Raw genomic sequence first — 15995 nt, forward strand, 5'->3', positions numbered from 1 at the left:
CCAGCGGGAGACTCAGATATCCGCTTTCTGGAACTCGTACGCCTTGGCCGCGTCCGAGGTGAAGGCGTACTTCACGGTCTTGAGCCCGAACGGCTTGCTCGGGTCGATCGCGAACAGCGTGGTCGTGCGCGGCGGGTTGCGGTCCGCTGCGGCGCCGTAGGTGTAGTCGCCGGTGAGCCCGTCGAAGGTCACCGAGCCGAGGGCCTTGGACGCGGCCAGCATGCCGTCGCGGGACAGGTTGCCCATGCTGACGGCCTTCTCCAGCACCGCGGTCATCGCGCGGGCCTGGTTGTAGCCGAAGCTGAAGTAGTAGTCGGGCTGCTGGCTGGGGGCGAACTTCGCCGCCCTGGACACCATGTCCTTCATGCCCGGCACCTTCTCGTCGCCCCATTCCGTGCCCTCGGACGCGATCAGCACGTTGGCCTGCAGGTACGGCGCGACGGCGGACTTGGCCAGGGCGCCCGCGTAGCTCGGCGACTGCCCGTACCAGCGCGGGGCGTAGCGGCCCTGCGCTGCGGTGCCCCAGATCTTGCCCGCGTCGCTCGGCGTGGCGACCAGGAACACCATCTGGCAGCCCGCGCCCGCGAGCGCCTGGATCTGGCCCGCGTAGTTCTCGGTGCCGAGCTTGAACTTCTGCGTGTTGGTCACCGTGAAGCCGTAGCGCTTGGCGGCGAAGTCGATGCCGGACTGGCCCGCCTCACCGTAGACGTCGTCCTGGATCATCGTGCAGATCTTGGAATCCTTGCTGCCACCGCCGTCGGTCAGGTAGTGGTCGACGGCGTTGATGGCCTGCACCTGGTAGGGGCCGCCGATGGGCAGCAGGTTGTCCTCGCGGACCCACAGCGCGTCGAGGGACGCGGGCGAGGCGAGCACCTTGTCCGAGCGGAGCTGCGGCAGCACGGCCAGGGTCGACGGGGTGCCGAGGATCTGGGTGAACGCGACGACGTCGCCCTTGACCTTGTTGTACTGCTGGACGGCGACGTCCGGCTTGTACTGGGTGTCCTCCTGGATCAGCTCGACCTTGTACTTGCCGCCGATGCCGCCGGTCGAGTTGAGGTGGTCGAACCAGACCTTGTTGCCCGCGGTGAGCGGCTGCCCGATGACCGCGACGGGGCCGGACAGCGGCGAGAGCACGCCGAGTTTGATGGTGGTGCCGTCGAACCCGGCGGTGGTGCCGGGCGCGCCCGCGTTGCCGCCGCTGGTGCCTCCGGTGCCGCTGTCGCCCGCGCCGCCGCACGCGGTGGCGGTGAGCACCAGCGCCGCGAAGGCCGCGGCGAGAGCCGTTCTGTTGTGCGGCATGGTGACGCCCTTCCTTGGATCGGTCAGTACGAGAATGGCCATGCGCTGAAGTAGGTCTTCACGCGCAGCCAGATGCCCGCGAGGCCGCGCGGTTCGAACACGAGGAACAACACGATCAACACCCCGAAGATGGCTTGGTTGAGCGCGAAGACGCTGATGAAGCCGTCGCCGCCCACCGAGGTCTGCACACCGGGGATCACCGAGCTGTAGCGGTCGATCATGGCGGGCAGCGCGCCGACGAACACCGCGCCCAGGATCGAGCCGAAGATCGTGCCGAGGCCGCCGACGATCACGATCGCGATGTACTGGATGGACAGCAGCAGGTTCCACTCGTCCGGGCTGACGAATTGCTGGTACGAACCGAAAAGCGCGCCCGCCACGGAGGCGATCGCGCTCGACACCATGAAGGCGCCGATCTTGTAGCGGCCCGCGCGGACGCCGATGACCTCGGCGGCCTGGTCGCGGTCGCGGACGGCCTGCAGGGCGCGGCCGGGGCGGGTGCGCACGAGGTTCTTCGCCAGCAGGGCGATCACGCCGACCAGGATCCAGACGAGCCAGAAGTAGCCCTGGTTGCGCGAGTACACCTCGCCCGCGAGTTCGATCCGGGCGAAGTCGACCGGCCCGATCGACGCGGCCGCGTCGACCGAGGTGCCGGAGTTGCCGCCGGTGACGCCCTTGAGGTTGCGCCACAGGTGTTCGCCGACGAAGATCAGGCCGAGGGTGACGATGGCGAGGTAGTTTCCCCGCAGCCGCAACGCGAACGGTCCGATCAGTCCACCTAGGACAGCTCCCACGGCGGCCGCGGCGAGCAACCAGAGCGGCAGCGGCAGGCCCAGGTCGCCGCCGACGATGGCGGTGCAGTAGGCGCCCGCGCCGATGAAGAAGGCGTGGCCGAGGGAGATCTGTCCACAGTAGCCGGTGAGCAGGTTGAGCCCGAGCGCGCCGACGGCGGTGATGCCGACGTAGACCAGCACGGAGAGCCAGAAGTCGTCCTGCACCACCATGGGCAGCAACGCGACGACGCCGACCATCAAGGCGAGGCCGGTTTTCGACCACGGCGTGCCGAACAGGCGCAGGTCCTTGTCGTACCCGCGGGCGAGATTGCGGTGCGGCTTGGCCATCAGATCCGCCTCACGTCCTTGGTGCCCAGCAACCCGTAGGGCCGGACGAGCAGGATCACGATCATGAGCAGGTAGGGCACGATCACCGACACGTTGTCGCCCGCCCAGGAGAAGAGCTGGTCCTGGTAGCCGCGCGTCAGCGCTTCGGCGAGCCCGATGACGAGGCCGCCGAGCACCGCGCCCGCGGGCGAGTCCATGCCGCCGAGGATCATCGCGGGGAACGCGGCGAGCGCGATGAACCCGATCGACGGCGAGAGCCCGCCCGGTCCGGCGGCGAGCGTGATCCCCGCGAGCGCGGCCAGTGCCGCCGCGATCGCCCACGACACGGCGTAGACCTTCTTCGCGCTGATCCCTTGCGCCAGCGCGGCTTCCGGGTCGAACGCGGTGGCCCGCATGGCGAGGCCGAAGCCGGAGAAGCGGAAGAACAGGAAGAACGCGAGCACCACGGCGGCGGTCAGCCCGATCGTCCACAGGTCGCGCACGCCGAACACGAGTCCGGCCGCCTCGACGGTCTGGATGTTCCACGGATTGGTGACCTGCAGGTTCTCGAACCCCCACACGGCGGTGACCACGGGTTCGATCACGAACAACAGCCCGATGGTGATCATGATCACCGCGAACGGTGGTTGTCCCACCATGCGCCGCAACACGATCCGCTCGAACGTCGCCCCCACGGCCGCCGCCGACAGACAGGCGAACAAGATGGCCACGGCGAAGGCGAGGGCGAGATCGGTGGCGAAGGTGAACCCGAGGTAGGCGCCGAGCGCGAGCAGCCCACCCTGCGCGAAATTGATCACCCCGGTGGACTTGTAGATCACCACGAACCCGAGCGCCACGAGCGCGTAGGTGGAGCCGAGGGCCAGGCCCGCGAAGCAGTTCTGCAGAAAGGCGATCATCCCGATCGCCCCCACCCGGCGCGCCGGTCACGGCACCCGCCACCACCGCGCCCAAGGGCACCGCCAGGTCTGGCCATGAGCACAGGGGTCATTGGTACATCGCCTCGATCTCGGTGGCGAAGCGCTGTTCCACGGCTCGGCGTTTGACCTTCTGGGTGGCGGTGAGGTCGCCGTCCTCGTGGTCGAGTTCTCGCGGGATCAGCCAGAACCGCTTCACCCGCTCCACTTGGGACAGATCGCCGTTCGCCTCGTCCACCACGCGCTGGACCAGGTCGCGGACCTCGGGTTTGGTCGAGAGATCCGCATAGGTCGTGTAGGCGATGCCGCGCCGGGTGGCCCAGTTGCCGACGGTGTCGCGCTCGATGCCGACCAACGCGCTGAGGAACTTGCGCCGGTCGCCGATCACGATCGCTTCGCGCACGAAGGGGGAGACCTTGAGCCGGTTCTCGATCTCCGATGGCGAGATGTTCTTGCCGCCCGCGGTGATGATGATGTCCTTCTTGCGGTCGGTGATCCGCAGGAATCCGTCCCCGTCCAGCTCACCGACGTCGCCGGTGTGCAGCCAGCCCTCCGCGTCGACCGTCTGAGCGGTGGCGTCCGGGTTGTCGACGTAGCCTTGGAACACCCCGGCCGACCGGGTGAGGATCTCGCCGTCGTCGGCGATGCGGAGTTCGACACCGGGCAGGGCGACGCCGACCGAACCGAGGCGGACGTCGCCCGCCGGGGTGATGGTGCAGATCGCGGTGTTCTCGGTCTGGCCGTAGCCCTCGCGCACCGGCACGCCGATGGCCCACAGGTATTCCAGCACCTGCGGCGCGATCGGCGCGGCGCCGCTGACCGCCGTCCGCACCCTGGCCATCCCCAACTTCTCCCGCAGGGCACGGAAAACCAGCAGCTCGCACAGGCCGAGCACGACCCGGTCGACGACCGACGTCGTCCCGGTCATCCGGCGCGGCGCGATCCGCCTGCCCTGTGCCAGGCACGCCTTGTACAGCCCGCGCTTGAGTCGGGTGGCGTCCGCCATCCTGATCTCCACACCGGCCAGCATTTTCTCCCACACCCTTGGCACACCGAGGAAAACGGTGGGCTGCACATCGCGCAGGTCGTGCGGGAACGAGAGGCCGCCCTCGCCGAAGTTGACCACCAGGCCCGACCACACCGCGTCGATCACCGAGATCAGCCGTTCCGCGATGTGGCACAGCGGCAGGTAGCTCAACACCTCGTCGTCGCGGCCTGCGCCAAGGGCCTCGACGAACGTGGCGCCCGCGGCGACCAGGTTCGCGTGGGAGATCATCGCGCCCTTCGGCGGCCCCGTGGTGCCCGAGGTGTAGACCAGGATCGCCGTGCTCGCCGGGTCCACAATGGACACCTCGCGGGCGAACTCGGCGCGGGCGTCCGGCTGGTTCTCCAGGTCGGCGAAGGTGAGCACGTCGGAATGCCTGCCGAGGTGGACGCCCCTGGGGTCCATGAGCACGATGTGGCGCAGCATCGGCAGCCGGTCGCGGACCTGGGCCACCTTGTCGAACTGCTCCTCGTCCTCGGCGATCAGCACCCGCGCGCCGGAATGCGCGAGCAGGTACTCGACCTCGGCCGCCGGGGAGGTCGGGTAGATCCCGATGCTCTGCGCGCCGATCCCCTGCACGGCCAGGTCGGCGACCACCCACTCTGGCCGGTTCTCCGCGTGCACGGCCACCCGGTCGCCGGGCCCGACGCCGAGCGCCTTGAGTCCTATCGCGACAGACGCGACCCGGTCCGCGTACGCCGACCAGGTCCACTCCCGCCAGATACCACGGTGTTTCTCCCGCAGGGCGGTCGCGTCAGGACGGTCGGCGGCGATCTGCAGCAGCCGCGCGGGCAGGGTGGCGATCCCGGTGTCGGTCAGCGTGGCGGTCATGACCCACCGCCGAGGTACGCCTCGATCACCTTGGCGTCGTTCTGCACCCGCGCGGGCGAACCCGCGGCGATGACGACGCCGAAGTCCAGCGCCAGCACCCGGTCGGCGAGATCCATCACCAGTCGCATGTCGTGCTCCACCAGAATCATCGCAAGCCCCAGCTCACGCCGGACCTGCACCAGATAGCGGGCCATGTCCTCGGTCTCTTCCACGTTCATCCCCGCGACGGGCTCGTCGAGCAGCAGCAGCGTCGGCTCCATCGCCAGTGCCCGACCCAGTTCCGCGCGCTTGGCCACGCCGTAGGGCAGCAGCCCCGCCGGTGTGCGGCGGTAGGACTCCAACTCCAACAACTCGACCACCTCCTCCACGGCGGCGCGGTGCTCGATCTCCTCGCGCTTGGCCCGGCCCCACCAGACAATCCCGGACAGGAATCCGGTGCGCATCAGGTGATGCCTGCCGAGCATCAGGTTGTCGATCAGCGTGAGGTGCTCGAACAGGCCGAGGTTCTGGAACGTGCGCGCCACCCCGAGTCCCGCGATGGCCGCGGGCGAGCGGCCCAGCACGCTGACGCCGTCGAGCAGGATTTCGCCGCTCTGCGGACGATAGACACCGTTGAGGCAGTTGAAGATCGAGGTCTTGCCCGCCCCGTTCGGGCCGATCACCGCGAACAGTTCGCCGCGCGCCACGTCGAAGCTCACCCCGTCGAGCGCGGTCACACCGCCGAAACGCAGCGTCAGCCCGGACACCGACACCAGCGGCGGCGCTGGTTCGGGCGGGACGACCGCGGGGGCGGGCTCGCTCACCATGGTCACGCGCTCCATCGTTTCTTCCTCCGGTAGCTCTTGACCTCGGCGAACGACCGCCGGGAACCGTCTGCCGGGGCGCCGAGGTAGAACTCGCGGATGTCGTCGTCGGCCATCAGCTCCGCCGCCGGTCCGTCGCGCACCACGGCGCCGACCTCCAGCACGTAGCCGTGGTCCGCAATGGACAGTGCCATCACCGCGTTCTGCTCCACCAGCAGCACACTCATGCCCTGCGCGTTGATCTGCGCCACGATGTCGCGGACCTGCTCGACCAGTTTCGGCGCCAGGCCGAGCGAGGGCTCGTCGAGCAGCAGCAGCCGGGGCGCGGCCATCAGCGCGCGGCCGATCGCGAGCATCTGCTGCTCGCCGCCGGACAGGTACCCGGCCGTCGACCGCCTGCGGCTCGCCAGGATCGGGAACAGGTCGAGCACCCGCGCGTAGGACTCCTTGACCTCGACGCGCGACCGCCGGGTGTGCGCGCCCGCGCGCAGGTTCTCGTCCACGGTCATCTCGGCGAAGATCCGCCGCGCCTCCATCACCTGCGCGACGCCGCGGCGGACCACCTGCGCGGGGTCGGCGCCGGTGATGTCGGTGCCGTCGAAGCGCACCGTGCCCTTGGTGATCCGGCCGCGGTGCGGCACGAGCAGGCCGGTGACCGCCCGCAGCAACGTCGTCTTGCCGGCCCCGTTCGCGCCGAGCAGGGCAACGATGCCGCCCGCGGGGACCTCGATGCTCAGTCCGCGCAGAACCAACACGACATCGTCGTAGACGACCTCCAGATTGCTCACCGAGAGAATCGGTTCACCCGATGCCGCCATTGGCCGCTCCTGTGCGTGACCTAGATCACTTATGGAGTGGGACGGTAGACGCTGGATGTGATCCTCAGCAAGAGCCGGACGTAACTGTTACCAGAGGTCAGCCGGTGTTACCGGCTGGTCCGGCGCGCGGACGCGCGCGGGGTGCGAGCGGGCTTCTTCGCGGCGGACTTCGTGCCGGGCTTGGTCGCGGCCGACCGGGCGCCGGACGCCTTCACCGCGGGCCTGGCCTCCGGCTCGGCCTCGGCGGCGTCGGCGGACCGCGGCTCCTGAACCGGAATCTCCCCTGCGTCGGACTCCGCCTTGCGCGCCGCCCATCCCGGCCCGGACCGGGTCGAGCGCCTGACCCACCGCGGCGCGGGCACGTGGCCATCGGCCGGGCTCGGCAGGTAGCCCGGCCGCGGCTTCGCCTCGCGCAGCGCGTCGCCGACGAGGAACAGGGCGTGCCGCCACAGGTTGTGCCGCTTCACGGCCACGGCCAACTCGCCGACCGTGGTGCGCACCAGGGTTTCGTCGGGCCAGCTCACCTTGTAGGCCACGGTGACCGGCACGTCCTCGGCCATCCCGGCCGCGGCCAGCGCCTCGGCGAGCTCGGCGGCACGCGCGGCCGGGGCCTGCACCGCGACGGTCCGGTCGGCGGCGACGAGGTCGCGGACCCGGTCGAAGTCGGACTCGGCTCCGGTGAACACGACCGAGGCCGCGCCGCCGGTCTCGATCAGGGCGTTGCCGGTCGCCGCCGCAGCCGCGGACACCGGCGACACGCCGGGCACCACCTCGACGTCGAGGCCGAGCTTCGCGCACAGCTCGCGCTGCTCCCGCAGATCGGCGCACAGTGCCGGATCGCCCGGCACCAGCCGCACCGCCTGCCGCTGACTCGCGGCCAGTTTGCGGTACAGCTCAAGGAGTTCGTCGGCCGAAAGGCGGGCGAAGTCGACCAGCTCGGCGTCGGACCGGACGTGCTCGCGCAGCCACGCGACATCCGCCACGCTCGGCGCGTACAGCACGAGGTCGGCCCCGCCGATCCGACTCGCCCCCCGCAGGGTGATGAGATCACCGGCACCCGGACCCGCACCCACGAAACACACCGCGCCACGCATGACACGACCGTATCGCCTGTCCCGTCGACCACCCGGACCTGGGCCCGAACCGGCGCCGATGTCAGACTCGCACGCGTGACCCCCGACTCGAACCACCCTGGTGACGCCGTGTTCGGCTGGCTCGACGAGCACGCCGAGGACCGGCGGCGGGCCGGGCTGAGCAGGCAGCTCCGGCCGCGGCGGGCCGAGTCCGACCTGCTCGACCTCGCGGGCAACGACTACCTCGGCCTGGCCAAGGACAAGCGGGTCAGCGGCGCGGCGGCCGCGGCGACACTGCGCTGGGGCGCGGGCGCCACCGGCTCGCGGCTGGTCACCGGCAGCACAGAGCTGCACAGCGAACTGGAGTACGAACTGGCGCGGTTCTGCGGCACGCAGGCCGCCCTGGTGTTCTCGTCGGGGTTCGCGGCGAACCTGGGCGCGGTGACCTCGTTGTCGGGCAAGAACTGTTCGATCGTCACCGACGCCAACATCCACGCATCGCTGATCGACGGCTGCAGGCTCGCGCGCGCCGAGGTCGCGGTCGTGGCCCACCGCGACCCGGCGGCCGTGGCGCGCGCCCTGGCCACCCGCCGCACCGAGCGCGCCGTGGTCGTCACCGACTCGGTGTTCTCTGTGGACGGTGACCTCGCGCCGCTGCCCGAGCTGGCGGCGGCCTGCCGGGAGCACGGCGCCGCCCTGATCGCCGACGACGCGCACGGCTTCGGCGTGCTCGGCGACGGCGGGCGGGGCGCCGTGCACGCGGCGGGCCTCGCGCGCGACCCGGACGTGGTCACCACGCTGACGCTGTCGAAGGCCCTTGGCGCGCAGGGCGGCGCGGTGCTCGGGCCGCGCCGGGTGATCCGGCACCTGGTGGAGAACGCGCGGAGCTTCATCTTCGACACCGGACTGGCGCCGGGCAGCGTGGCGGCGGCGCTGGCCGCGCTGAACCTGCTCAAGGAGGAGCCGGAGCGGCCGGGCCGGGCGCTGGCGGTCGCCCTGACCCTCGCCGAACGGCTGGGCGCGGCCGGTCTGTCGGTGAGCGAGCCGACAGCGGCGGTGGTCTCGGTCCGCGCGCCGTCGCCCGAAGTGGCACTGACCTGGTCGGACGACTGCCGGGCCGCCGGGGTGTGGGTGGGCTGTTTCCGGCCGCCGTCGGTACCCGATCAGGTGTCGCGGCTGCGGCTCACGGCGCGCGCGGACCTGACCGAGGGCGAGATCGACCGCGCGGTCGAGGTGATCACCCGCTGCGCGCCCGGCGCATCGTGATGTGATCGATGCCGTCGTCGTCGAAGGGCTCGCCTTCGGCGAGGTAGCCGAAGCGGGCGTAGAGGCCCTGGGCTTGGACTTGGGCGTTGAGCACGCTCTCGTCGTCGCCGAGGTGGTCGAGGGCGGCGGCCATCAGGCGGGACCCCAGGCCCTTGCCGCGGGCGCCGGACGCGGTGCACACGCGGCCGACGTGGCGCACGGTGCCCGGGGCGCCGAGCAGGCGCAGGCAGGCCAGCGGCCGGTCGGCGTCGTCGGGCTGCCACCACAGGTGCACGGTGTCCTGGTCGAGGTCGCGACCGTCGAGTTCCGGGTAGCAGCACCGCTGTTCGACCACGAACACGTCGACCCGCAGCCGGAGCAGGGCGTAGAGCTGGGCCGGGGTCAGGTCGGGACCGGCGGCCCGGTGCAGCGCACTCATGTGGGTTTGGATATCACAGTCTGGATATCACAGTCTGGATATCACAGTCCGGGTGTCACAATCTGGCTGGCGCGATCTGTGCGGCGATCTCCTTGGCGTAGGCCGAGACGCGGGTGTAGACCCCCGGCTTGCCCGCCTCCGCGCAGCCCTCGCCCCACGACGCGATGCCCGCCAGCCTGCCCGCGACGACCAGCGGGCCGCCGGAGTCGCCCTGGCAGGCGTCGATGCCGCCCTCGGGCAGGCCCGCGCAGACCATCGAGTCGGCCGCGAAACCGTCGTACGCCTGGTCGCAGTCGGTGTCGGCGACCAGCGGGAGGTCGGCCTTGAGCAGGTAGCGCGAGGTGGCACCGGTCGGCGTGGTGCGACCCCAGCCGAACACGGTGCTCGGCGTGCCCACCGCGTACAGCGCCGTGTCACCGGGATCCGCGACCGGCAGCGTCCGGTAGCGAACGCGGTCGGCGAGGGTGAGCACGGCGACGTCGTTGCCCTCGACCACCTCGGCGTAGTCCGGGTGCACCCACACCTTCGCGACCTCGACCTCCTCGCCCGCGGTGGCCTTCTTGTCCTCCCGCCCGGCGACGACCCGGATGTCGGCCGGGTCGAACGCCGCCGCGCAGTGCGCCGCCGTGACCACCTTGTCCGGTGCGACAAGGGTTCCGCCGCAGAACTGGTAGCCGTCGCTGGTGGCGAGGTAGACGACGTACGGGTGGTCGGTGATCTTGGCGCGCGATCCGCCGACGATCTGCTCGCGGGCGTCGGCCACGAACTGTCCCAGTAGGACGGCAATGATCGCGACGGCGGCGGCCGCACCGAGAACGCGGCGCGCGGTTACCCCCATGGGAGTGTCTCCTGTCGTGGTGGCGGGCATCGTTCCGTGCTCCGCACGACACGCTAGGTCAATCGCGCCCGAAATAGTTACTCTGCGCTGTCGCTCGAATGGGTGGAGTTCGGGCTGGTGCATGCTGGAGCCGTGCACCGTCCCGCGCTCGCCGTCCTCGCCGCCCTCGCCCTGCTGGGCGGCTGCACGACGCCGCCGGAACAACTCGCTGCCCAGCGTTCGACCACTCCGCCCGCCGCGCCGTCCAGCGCCGCGCCCTCTGGTCGGCCTTCCGGTGTGCCCTCTGGCGTGCCGTCTGGTGTGTCGGCCACGCCGACTGCCGCGCCGCCGGTCTGGGTCGTGGGCGCGACCCCGCTTCCGCTGCGGCCGGACGGATTCGGCAAGGTCCTGCCCACGCCCGCGGTGCTCGCGAACCGGGCGCTGCCCACCGCCGACCTGCTGCCCCCGCCCGCCGACGGCCGGTATGCCGCGACCATGGCGCCCGTGCCGGACGACGTGCTGGCGCGCAGCACCTGGCAGCCCGGGTGCCCGGTCGGGCGCGCTGAGCTGCGGTATCTGACGATGTCGTTCTGGGGGTTCGACGGCCGTCCGCACACGGGCGAGATGCTCGTGCACGCGCGGGCGGCGGACGGCGTCACCCAGGTGTTCGCCACGCTGTACGCGGCGCGGTTCCCGCTAGAGGAGATGCGGGTGACCGCGCGCCCCGAACTCGACCTGCACCCGACCGGCGACGGGAACAACACGACCGCGTTCGTGTGCCGCCCCGCGGTCAACCTGACGACCTGGTCGGCCCACGCCTACGGGCTCGCGATCGACGTCAACCCGTTCTGCAACCCCTACCTGAAGGGAGACCTGGTGCTGCCCGAACTGGCGTCGTCCTATGTGGACCGGACGAACCGGCGACCGGGAATGCTGGTCGCAGGCGACCGGGTGGTCCGCGCGTTCGCCGCCATCGGCTGGTCCTGGGGCGGCTCCTGGTCGTCCCCTGTGGACACTCAGCATTTCAGCGCCACCGGCCGGTGACGCCATGACGGTGCTGAAGTCGGTGGCGCTGTTCGCCCTCGCCGCCCTCGCCGAGATCGGCGGTGCCTGGCTGGTGTGGCAGGGCATCCGCGAAGACCGGGGGTGGCTGTGGGTGCTCGGCGGGATGCTGGCACTCAGCGCGTACGGGTTCGTCGCGACGCTGCAGCCGGACGCGCACTTCGGCCGCATCCTGGCGGCCTACGGCGGTGTGTTCGTGGCGGGCTCCTTGGCCTGGGCGATGGTGATGGACGACTTCCGGCCGGACCGGTACGACGTGATCGGGGCAGCGGTCTGCCTGGTGGGCGTCGCCCTGATCATGTACGCCCCGCGCGGCTGAGGCGGTCGGCACCCCGGCCCCGCGGATCCGATTCGGTGGTGACCGGGTCAGTTCGGGCTCTCGGGCTCCTCTCGGCCGCCGGTGCCGAACTTGGAGAAGACCTTGCCCGCCGCGCCCGACAGGGCGTCGCCCACGTCGTTGAGGACTTTGGCCAGGGGGTCGGTGGAGTTGGCGAAGCCCTCCTTGTAGGACTTGGCCGCGGACTTCATGTCGTCGCTCAAGGTGGAGGTGGGACTGTCCTCGTCGCGGCGGAGGTAGTCGCCCGCGAGGATGGCGCGGTATTCCTCCGACGCGGCCCAGCGCTGGAGTTGGGCGGCGCGCACGACGGCGAACGGGTGGCTCATGCCCTCGACGCTGCGCAGCTTGTGGATGCTGTCGCGGATGTCGTCGACCTCTTCGTACTCCTTGGCCTGTTGCAGGAACGACGGGATGTCGATCTGCGTGAGGTCGGTGCCGCCCGCCAGGTAGACGTGGGTGCGCAGGGCGGCGGCCGGGTCCTGGCCGCAGAGCAGGCCCGCCCGGTCGCAGGTCAGCTCCGCCTTGCGGAACCACTCGCGCAGGGCGGCGATCGCGGCGCGTAAAGCCAGCGCACCGGCCGGGATGAACGCGATGGTCATCTGTAGGTGCAACAGGCGCAGCAACAGGGTGCGCAGCACGGCGTGGCCCGAGAGCACGTGGCCCATCTCGTGGCCGATCACGAACCGCAGGCTCTCGGTGTCGAGTGCCTCGACCAGGCTCGTGGTGAGCACGATGAACGGCTCGTCGATGCCGACCGTCATGGCGTTGGCCACCGGGTTCCGCTCGACGAACACGTTCGGCACCGTGTCCAGGTCGAGCGTCTCGGCGCACTCGACGCGCAGCGTGTCGAGCTTCGGGTACTGCTTGTCCCCCACCCGGATGGCCGACGCCAGCGCGAGCAGCCGCTCGCCGCGTTCGCTGAACAGGCCAGACGCCGCCTTGAGCACCTCGGCCACCCCCGGCACCGCGCGCAGCCCGGCCATGGCGCCCCGGTCCGCCGGGTGTTCGTACGCGCGCGGGCCGATCCGCGGGAATCGCACTCGCGTCGACGAGCGCGAGACCTCGTTGTCCGTCACTGATTTCCTCCCTCGGTCAACGTCCACAGTAGGCCGAACAGGCGACGCGGGTGTGCGTTTGTCCACAACCCCCGGCGCCGGGCGCCCGCGCCCGACCGCCACTAAGGTTGACAGGGAAACTATCGGTGAGTTGTGGAGGAATCGATGAGCCTGGACCGGCCGACCGCGCCCGACCCCTACGACCTGCTGCCCAAGGCAGGCGCGTTCACGGTCACCTCGGACCACGTGCGACCCGGCGAGAAGATCGACCTCAAGCACGTGCACGGGTCGGCAAACGGCGAGAACGTCTCGCCACACCTGGCCTGGAGCGACGTGCCCGCGGGCACGGAGAGCTTCGTGGTCACCTGCTTCGACCCGGACGCACCGATCCCCGGCGGCTTCTGGCACTGGATCGCGGTGAACATCCCCGGCGACGCGACCGAGCTGCCCGCGGGCGCCGGCACTGACGACGACTCGCTGCCCGGCGCGGCCTTCCACGTGCGCAACGACTTCAGCAGCCGCGACTACGGCGGCTGCGCCCCGCCGCAGGGCGACCAGAACCACCGCTACTACTTCGTCGTGCACGCCGTCGACGTGCCCAGCCTCGACGTCGACCAGGACGCCAGCGCGGCCGTGGTCAGCTTCAACCTGGCGTTCCACACGCTGGGCCGCGCGATCATCACCCCGACCTACCAGCACTGACGGCGATGCGTGGCCGGGGCGGCTCCTGGAACCGCCCCGGGAATGCCCGCGCGCCCGATGGGGTTGGATGACACCGTGCGGCACTTCGATCTGGTGATCATCGGGACCGGCTCCGGCAACTCCCTGCTCGACGCCCGCTTCGCGGACTGGGACGTCGCGCTGGTCGAGCGCGGGGTGTTCGGCGGAACCTGCCTCAACGTCGGCTGCATCCCGACCAAGATGTTCGTGCACACCGCCGACCTCGCGAGCGTCCCGGCCGCGGCGGCGAGACTTGGCGTGGACGAGACGCTGGACGCGGTGCACTGGCCGCGCGTCCGCGACCGGATCTTCGGCCGGATCGACCCGATCGCCGACGGCGGGCGGCAGTACCGGACCGAGCACCCGGACAACGCCAACGTCACCGTCTACGCGGGCGACGCGCGGTTCACCGGCGAGCGGCGCCTGGAGATCATCCCGAACGACGGGTCGGCGCCGGAGACGATCACCGCCGACCGGGTGGTGCTCGCCGCGGGCGGCAGGCCCGTCGTCCCGCCCATCGAGGGCATCGACGCCGTCGAGTTCCACACCAGCGACACCGTCATGCGGCTCGACGCCCTGCCGCGCGGCATGGTGATCCTGGGCGGCGGGTTCATCGCCGCCGAGTTCGCGCACGTGTTCTCCGCCTACGGCGTCGACGTCACGGTGGTCGCGCGGTCGGGCGCGCTGCTGCGCCACGAGGACCGCGACATCAGCCTGCGGTTCACCGAGTCGGCCCGCGAGCGCTGGGACGTGCGGCTCGACCGCAAGACCGTCCGGGCCGAGCGGGCTGGCGCGGGCGTGCGGCTGCACCTGGAGGGCCCGGACGGCGCGGAGACCGTCGAGGCCGACGTACTCCTGGTCGCCACCGGCCGGACGCCGAACGCCGACCAGCTCGACGTGGCCGCGGGCGGCATCGCGCTGGCGCCCGACGGGTTCGTGCAGGTGGACGAGTTCCAGCGGACGACCGCCGACGGCGTGTGGGCGCTGGGCGACATCAGCTCGCCGTGGGAGCTCAAGCACGTGGCGAACCACGAAGCGAAGATCGTCAAGCACAACCTGCTGCACCCCGACGCGCCGCGGGCCGCCGACCACCGGTTCGTGCCGCACGCGGTGTTCACCTCGCCGCAGATCGCCGCGGTCGGGCTGACCGAGCAGGAGGCGGAGCGGCGCGGCGTGCGGTATGTGGCCTCGACCCAGGCGTACTCGGGCATCGCCTACGGCTGGGCTATGGAGGACACGACAGGGTTCGTCAAGCTACTGGCCGACCCGGCGACCGGGCTGCTGCTCGGCGCGCACATCATCGGCCCGCAGGCGTCGACCGTGATCCAGCCGGTGATCCAGGCGATGAGCTTCGGCCTGGACGCGCGCAGCATGGCCACCGGCCAGTACTGGATCCACCCGGCGATGCCCGAGCTGCTGGAGAACGCCCTGCTCAACCTCCCGCTCGCCTAGCGACGGCGAAGTTGACTCGGCCGATACGGGCGTCCTCGGTCGACTCGGCCCGCGAACGGACCACCTCGTGGCAGGCTGGACTCTTCGGCGACGGCGTGGGGCGCCGCGCTCTGGTCGTCGGACGAACTACGATGGGCCGAACGTGGGATGAAGGGATGGCGCTGTGCCGTTGGCCACTACCCGACGGGCAGGCCTCGTCGACCAGGTGATCGAGCAGATGCGCTCGGCGATCACCAGCGCCGAGTGGAAGGTCGGGGAACGCATCCCGACGGAGCCCGAGCTGGTCTCCGCGCTCGGCGTCGGCCGCAACACCGTGCGTGAGGCGGTGCGCGCGCTGTCCCACGCCGGACTGCTGGAGGTACGCCAGGGCGACGGCACCTTCGTCCGCGCGACGAGCGAGTTCTCCGGCGCGGTCCGCAGGCTCGCGGGCACCGAACTGCGCGACGTGCTCCAGGTCCGGCGGACGTTGGAGGTCGAGGGCGCCCGGCTGGCGGCGGTGCGGCGCACCGAGGAGGAGCTGCGCGAGCTGACGGCGCTGCTCGACGTCCGCGAGAAGTCGATGGCGGCGCGCGACTACGAGGTCGGCGTCGACCAGGACGCCGCGTTCCACCTGGCGATCATGCGGTGCTCGCACAACCCGCTGCTCGCGGAGCTGTACCAGGGGCTGACGGAGGTTGTGCGCGCGTCGGTGGCGAGCACGGTCAGCACCGCGCCGAGCAAGGCGAACATCGACCACCGGGGCCTGCTGAACGCGATCCGCGACCAGGACGCCACCAAGGCGGCCGCCGAGGCGCGCGGCTTCCTCGACGAACTGCTCGCCGACCTCGACGCCGACTAAGAGGGCATTTTGAAACTGGATCACTTGTCTGGTTCGCGGGCGAGTCGTCGGGACATTGTCATGATCATGGCGATGTGGACCATGGCTTCGTGGTGGTCGGGCAGGGTCTCGTAGTCGCGGACGCAG

At 70.9% G+C, this 15995-nt stretch carries 16 protein-coding genes; 6 read left to right on the forward strand and 10 right to left on the reverse strand.

What is annotated here, in order from left to right:
• Window positions 1-12: 12 nt before the first annotated feature.
• The 7 genes from ACT4N7_RS25055 to ACT4N7_RS25085 form a co-directional block, all read right to left on the reverse strand.
• Entirely contained in the window at window positions 13-1299 is a 1287-nt protein-coding gene (locus tag ACT4N7_RS25055) for an ABC transporter substrate-binding protein (protein ID WP_444831295.1), read from the reverse strand.
• A 23-nt stretch (window positions 1300-1322) separates the two neighbouring features.
• A complete protein-coding gene (locus tag ACT4N7_RS25060) occupies window positions 1323-2420 on the reverse strand; it encodes a branched-chain amino acid ABC transporter permease (protein ID WP_444831296.1) in 1098 nt (365 codons plus the stop codon).
• A complete protein-coding gene (locus tag ACT4N7_RS25065) occupies window positions 2420-3316 on the reverse strand; it encodes a branched-chain amino acid ABC transporter permease (RefSeq protein WP_444831297.1) in 897 nt (298 codons plus the stop codon). Before ACT4N7_RS25065 ends, ACT4N7_RS25060 begins: the two co-directional genes overlap by 1 nt.
• Window positions 3317-3404: 88 nt before the next feature.
• Window positions 3405-5210 carry an AMP-dependent synthetase/ligase gene (locus ACT4N7_RS25070; RefSeq protein ID WP_444831298.1) on the reverse strand — a complete coding sequence of 602 codons (1806 nt, stop codon included), beginning with the start codon at window positions 5208-5210 and terminating at the stop codon, window positions 3405-3407.
• Complete coding sequence (locus tag ACT4N7_RS25075; protein ID WP_444831299.1) at window positions 5207-6031, reverse strand: ABC transporter ATP-binding protein; 825 nt, start codon at window positions 6029-6031, stop codon at window positions 5207-5209. The genes ACT4N7_RS25070 and ACT4N7_RS25075 overlap by 4 nt, the downstream gene beginning before the upstream one ends.
• Window positions 6019-6810, reverse strand: a complete 792-nt coding sequence (locus ACT4N7_RS25080) for an ABC transporter ATP-binding protein (protein WP_444831312.1) — start codon at window positions 6808-6810, stop codon at window positions 6019-6021. The genes ACT4N7_RS25075 and ACT4N7_RS25080 overlap by 13 nt, the downstream gene beginning before the upstream one ends.
• A 128-nt stretch (window positions 6811-6938) precedes the next feature.
• Window positions 6939-7925 carry a cobalt-precorrin-4/precorrin-4 C(11)-methyltransferase gene (locus ACT4N7_RS25085; RefSeq protein WP_444831300.1) on the reverse strand — a complete coding sequence of 329 codons (987 nt, stop codon included), beginning with the start codon at window positions 7923-7925 and terminating at the stop codon, window positions 6939-6941.
• A gap of 75 nt (window positions 7926-8000) precedes the next feature.
• Here ACT4N7_RS25085 and ACT4N7_RS25090 point away from each other — a divergent pair, with 75 nt between their 5' ends.
• Window positions 8001-9170, forward strand: a complete 1170-nt coding sequence (locus ACT4N7_RS25090; RefSeq protein ID WP_444831301.1) for an 8-amino-7-oxononanoate synthase — start codon at window positions 8001-8003, stop codon at window positions 9168-9170.
• Here the strand turns inward: ACT4N7_RS25090 and ACT4N7_RS25095 are convergent.
• The gene (locus ACT4N7_RS25095; protein WP_444831302.1) at window positions 9142-9588 is read right to left on the reverse strand and encodes a GNAT family N-acetyltransferase; all 447 of its coding nucleotides are present in this window, start codon (window positions 9586-9588) and stop codon (window positions 9142-9144) included. The genes ACT4N7_RS25090 and ACT4N7_RS25095 overlap by 29 nt on opposite strands.
• A 55-nt stretch (window positions 9589-9643) precedes the next feature.
• On the reverse strand, window positions 9644-10426 hold the full coding sequence (locus ACT4N7_RS25100; protein ID WP_444831303.1) for a S1 family peptidase: 783 nt from the start codon (window positions 10424-10426) through the stop codon (window positions 9644-9646).
• 132 nt (window positions 10427-10558) lie between these two features.
• Between ACT4N7_RS25100 and ACT4N7_RS25105 the strand changes: the two genes are divergently transcribed.
• The gene (locus ACT4N7_RS25105; RefSeq protein ID WP_444831304.1) at window positions 10559-11449 is read left to right on the forward strand and encodes a M15 family metallopeptidase; all 891 of its coding nucleotides are present in this window, start codon (window positions 10559-10561) and stop codon (window positions 11447-11449) included.
• Between the two features lie 4 nt (window positions 11450-11453).
• Window positions 11454-11786, forward strand: a complete 333-nt coding sequence (locus tag ACT4N7_RS25110; RefSeq protein ID WP_444831305.1) for a YnfA family protein — start codon at window positions 11454-11456, stop codon at window positions 11784-11786.
• A 47-nt stretch (window positions 11787-11833) separates the two neighbouring features.
• Here the strand turns inward: ACT4N7_RS25110 and ACT4N7_RS25115 are convergent, their stop codons facing one another.
• Window positions 11834-12880 (reverse strand): M48 family metallopeptidase, encoded by a 1047-nt coding sequence (locus ACT4N7_RS25115; RefSeq protein WP_444831306.1) that lies wholly within the window; start codon window positions 12878-12880, stop codon window positions 11834-11836.
• 144 nt (window positions 12881-13024) lie between these two features.
• Here ACT4N7_RS25115 and ACT4N7_RS25120 point away from each other — a divergent pair, with 144 nt between their 5' ends.
• The 3 genes from ACT4N7_RS25120 (at window position 13025) to ACT4N7_RS25130 (ending at window position 15869) form a co-directional block, all read left to right on the forward strand.
• Window positions 13025-13561: a YbhB/YbcL family Raf kinase inhibitor-like protein gene (locus tag ACT4N7_RS25120; RefSeq protein ID WP_444831307.1), complete on the forward strand. Its 537-nt coding sequence runs from the start codon at window positions 13025-13027 to the stop codon at window positions 13559-13561.
• Between the two features lie 75 nt (window positions 13562-13636).
• Complete coding sequence (locus ACT4N7_RS25125) at window positions 13637-15031, forward strand: mycothione reductase (protein WP_444831308.1); 1395 nt, start codon at window positions 13637-13639, stop codon at window positions 15029-15031.
• A 163-nt stretch (window positions 15032-15194) separates the two neighbouring features.
• Window positions 15195-15869 (forward strand): FadR/GntR family transcriptional regulator, encoded by a 675-nt coding sequence (locus ACT4N7_RS25130; RefSeq protein WP_444831309.1) that lies wholly within the window; start codon window positions 15195-15197, stop codon window positions 15867-15869.
• Window positions 15870-15995: the final 126 nt, after the last annotated feature.

Source organism: Actinokineospora sp. (assembly GCF_052390155.1).
In the GTDB taxonomy this organism is placed as follows: Bacteria; Actinomycetota; Actinomycetes; order Mycobacteriales; family Pseudonocardiaceae; genus Actinokineospora.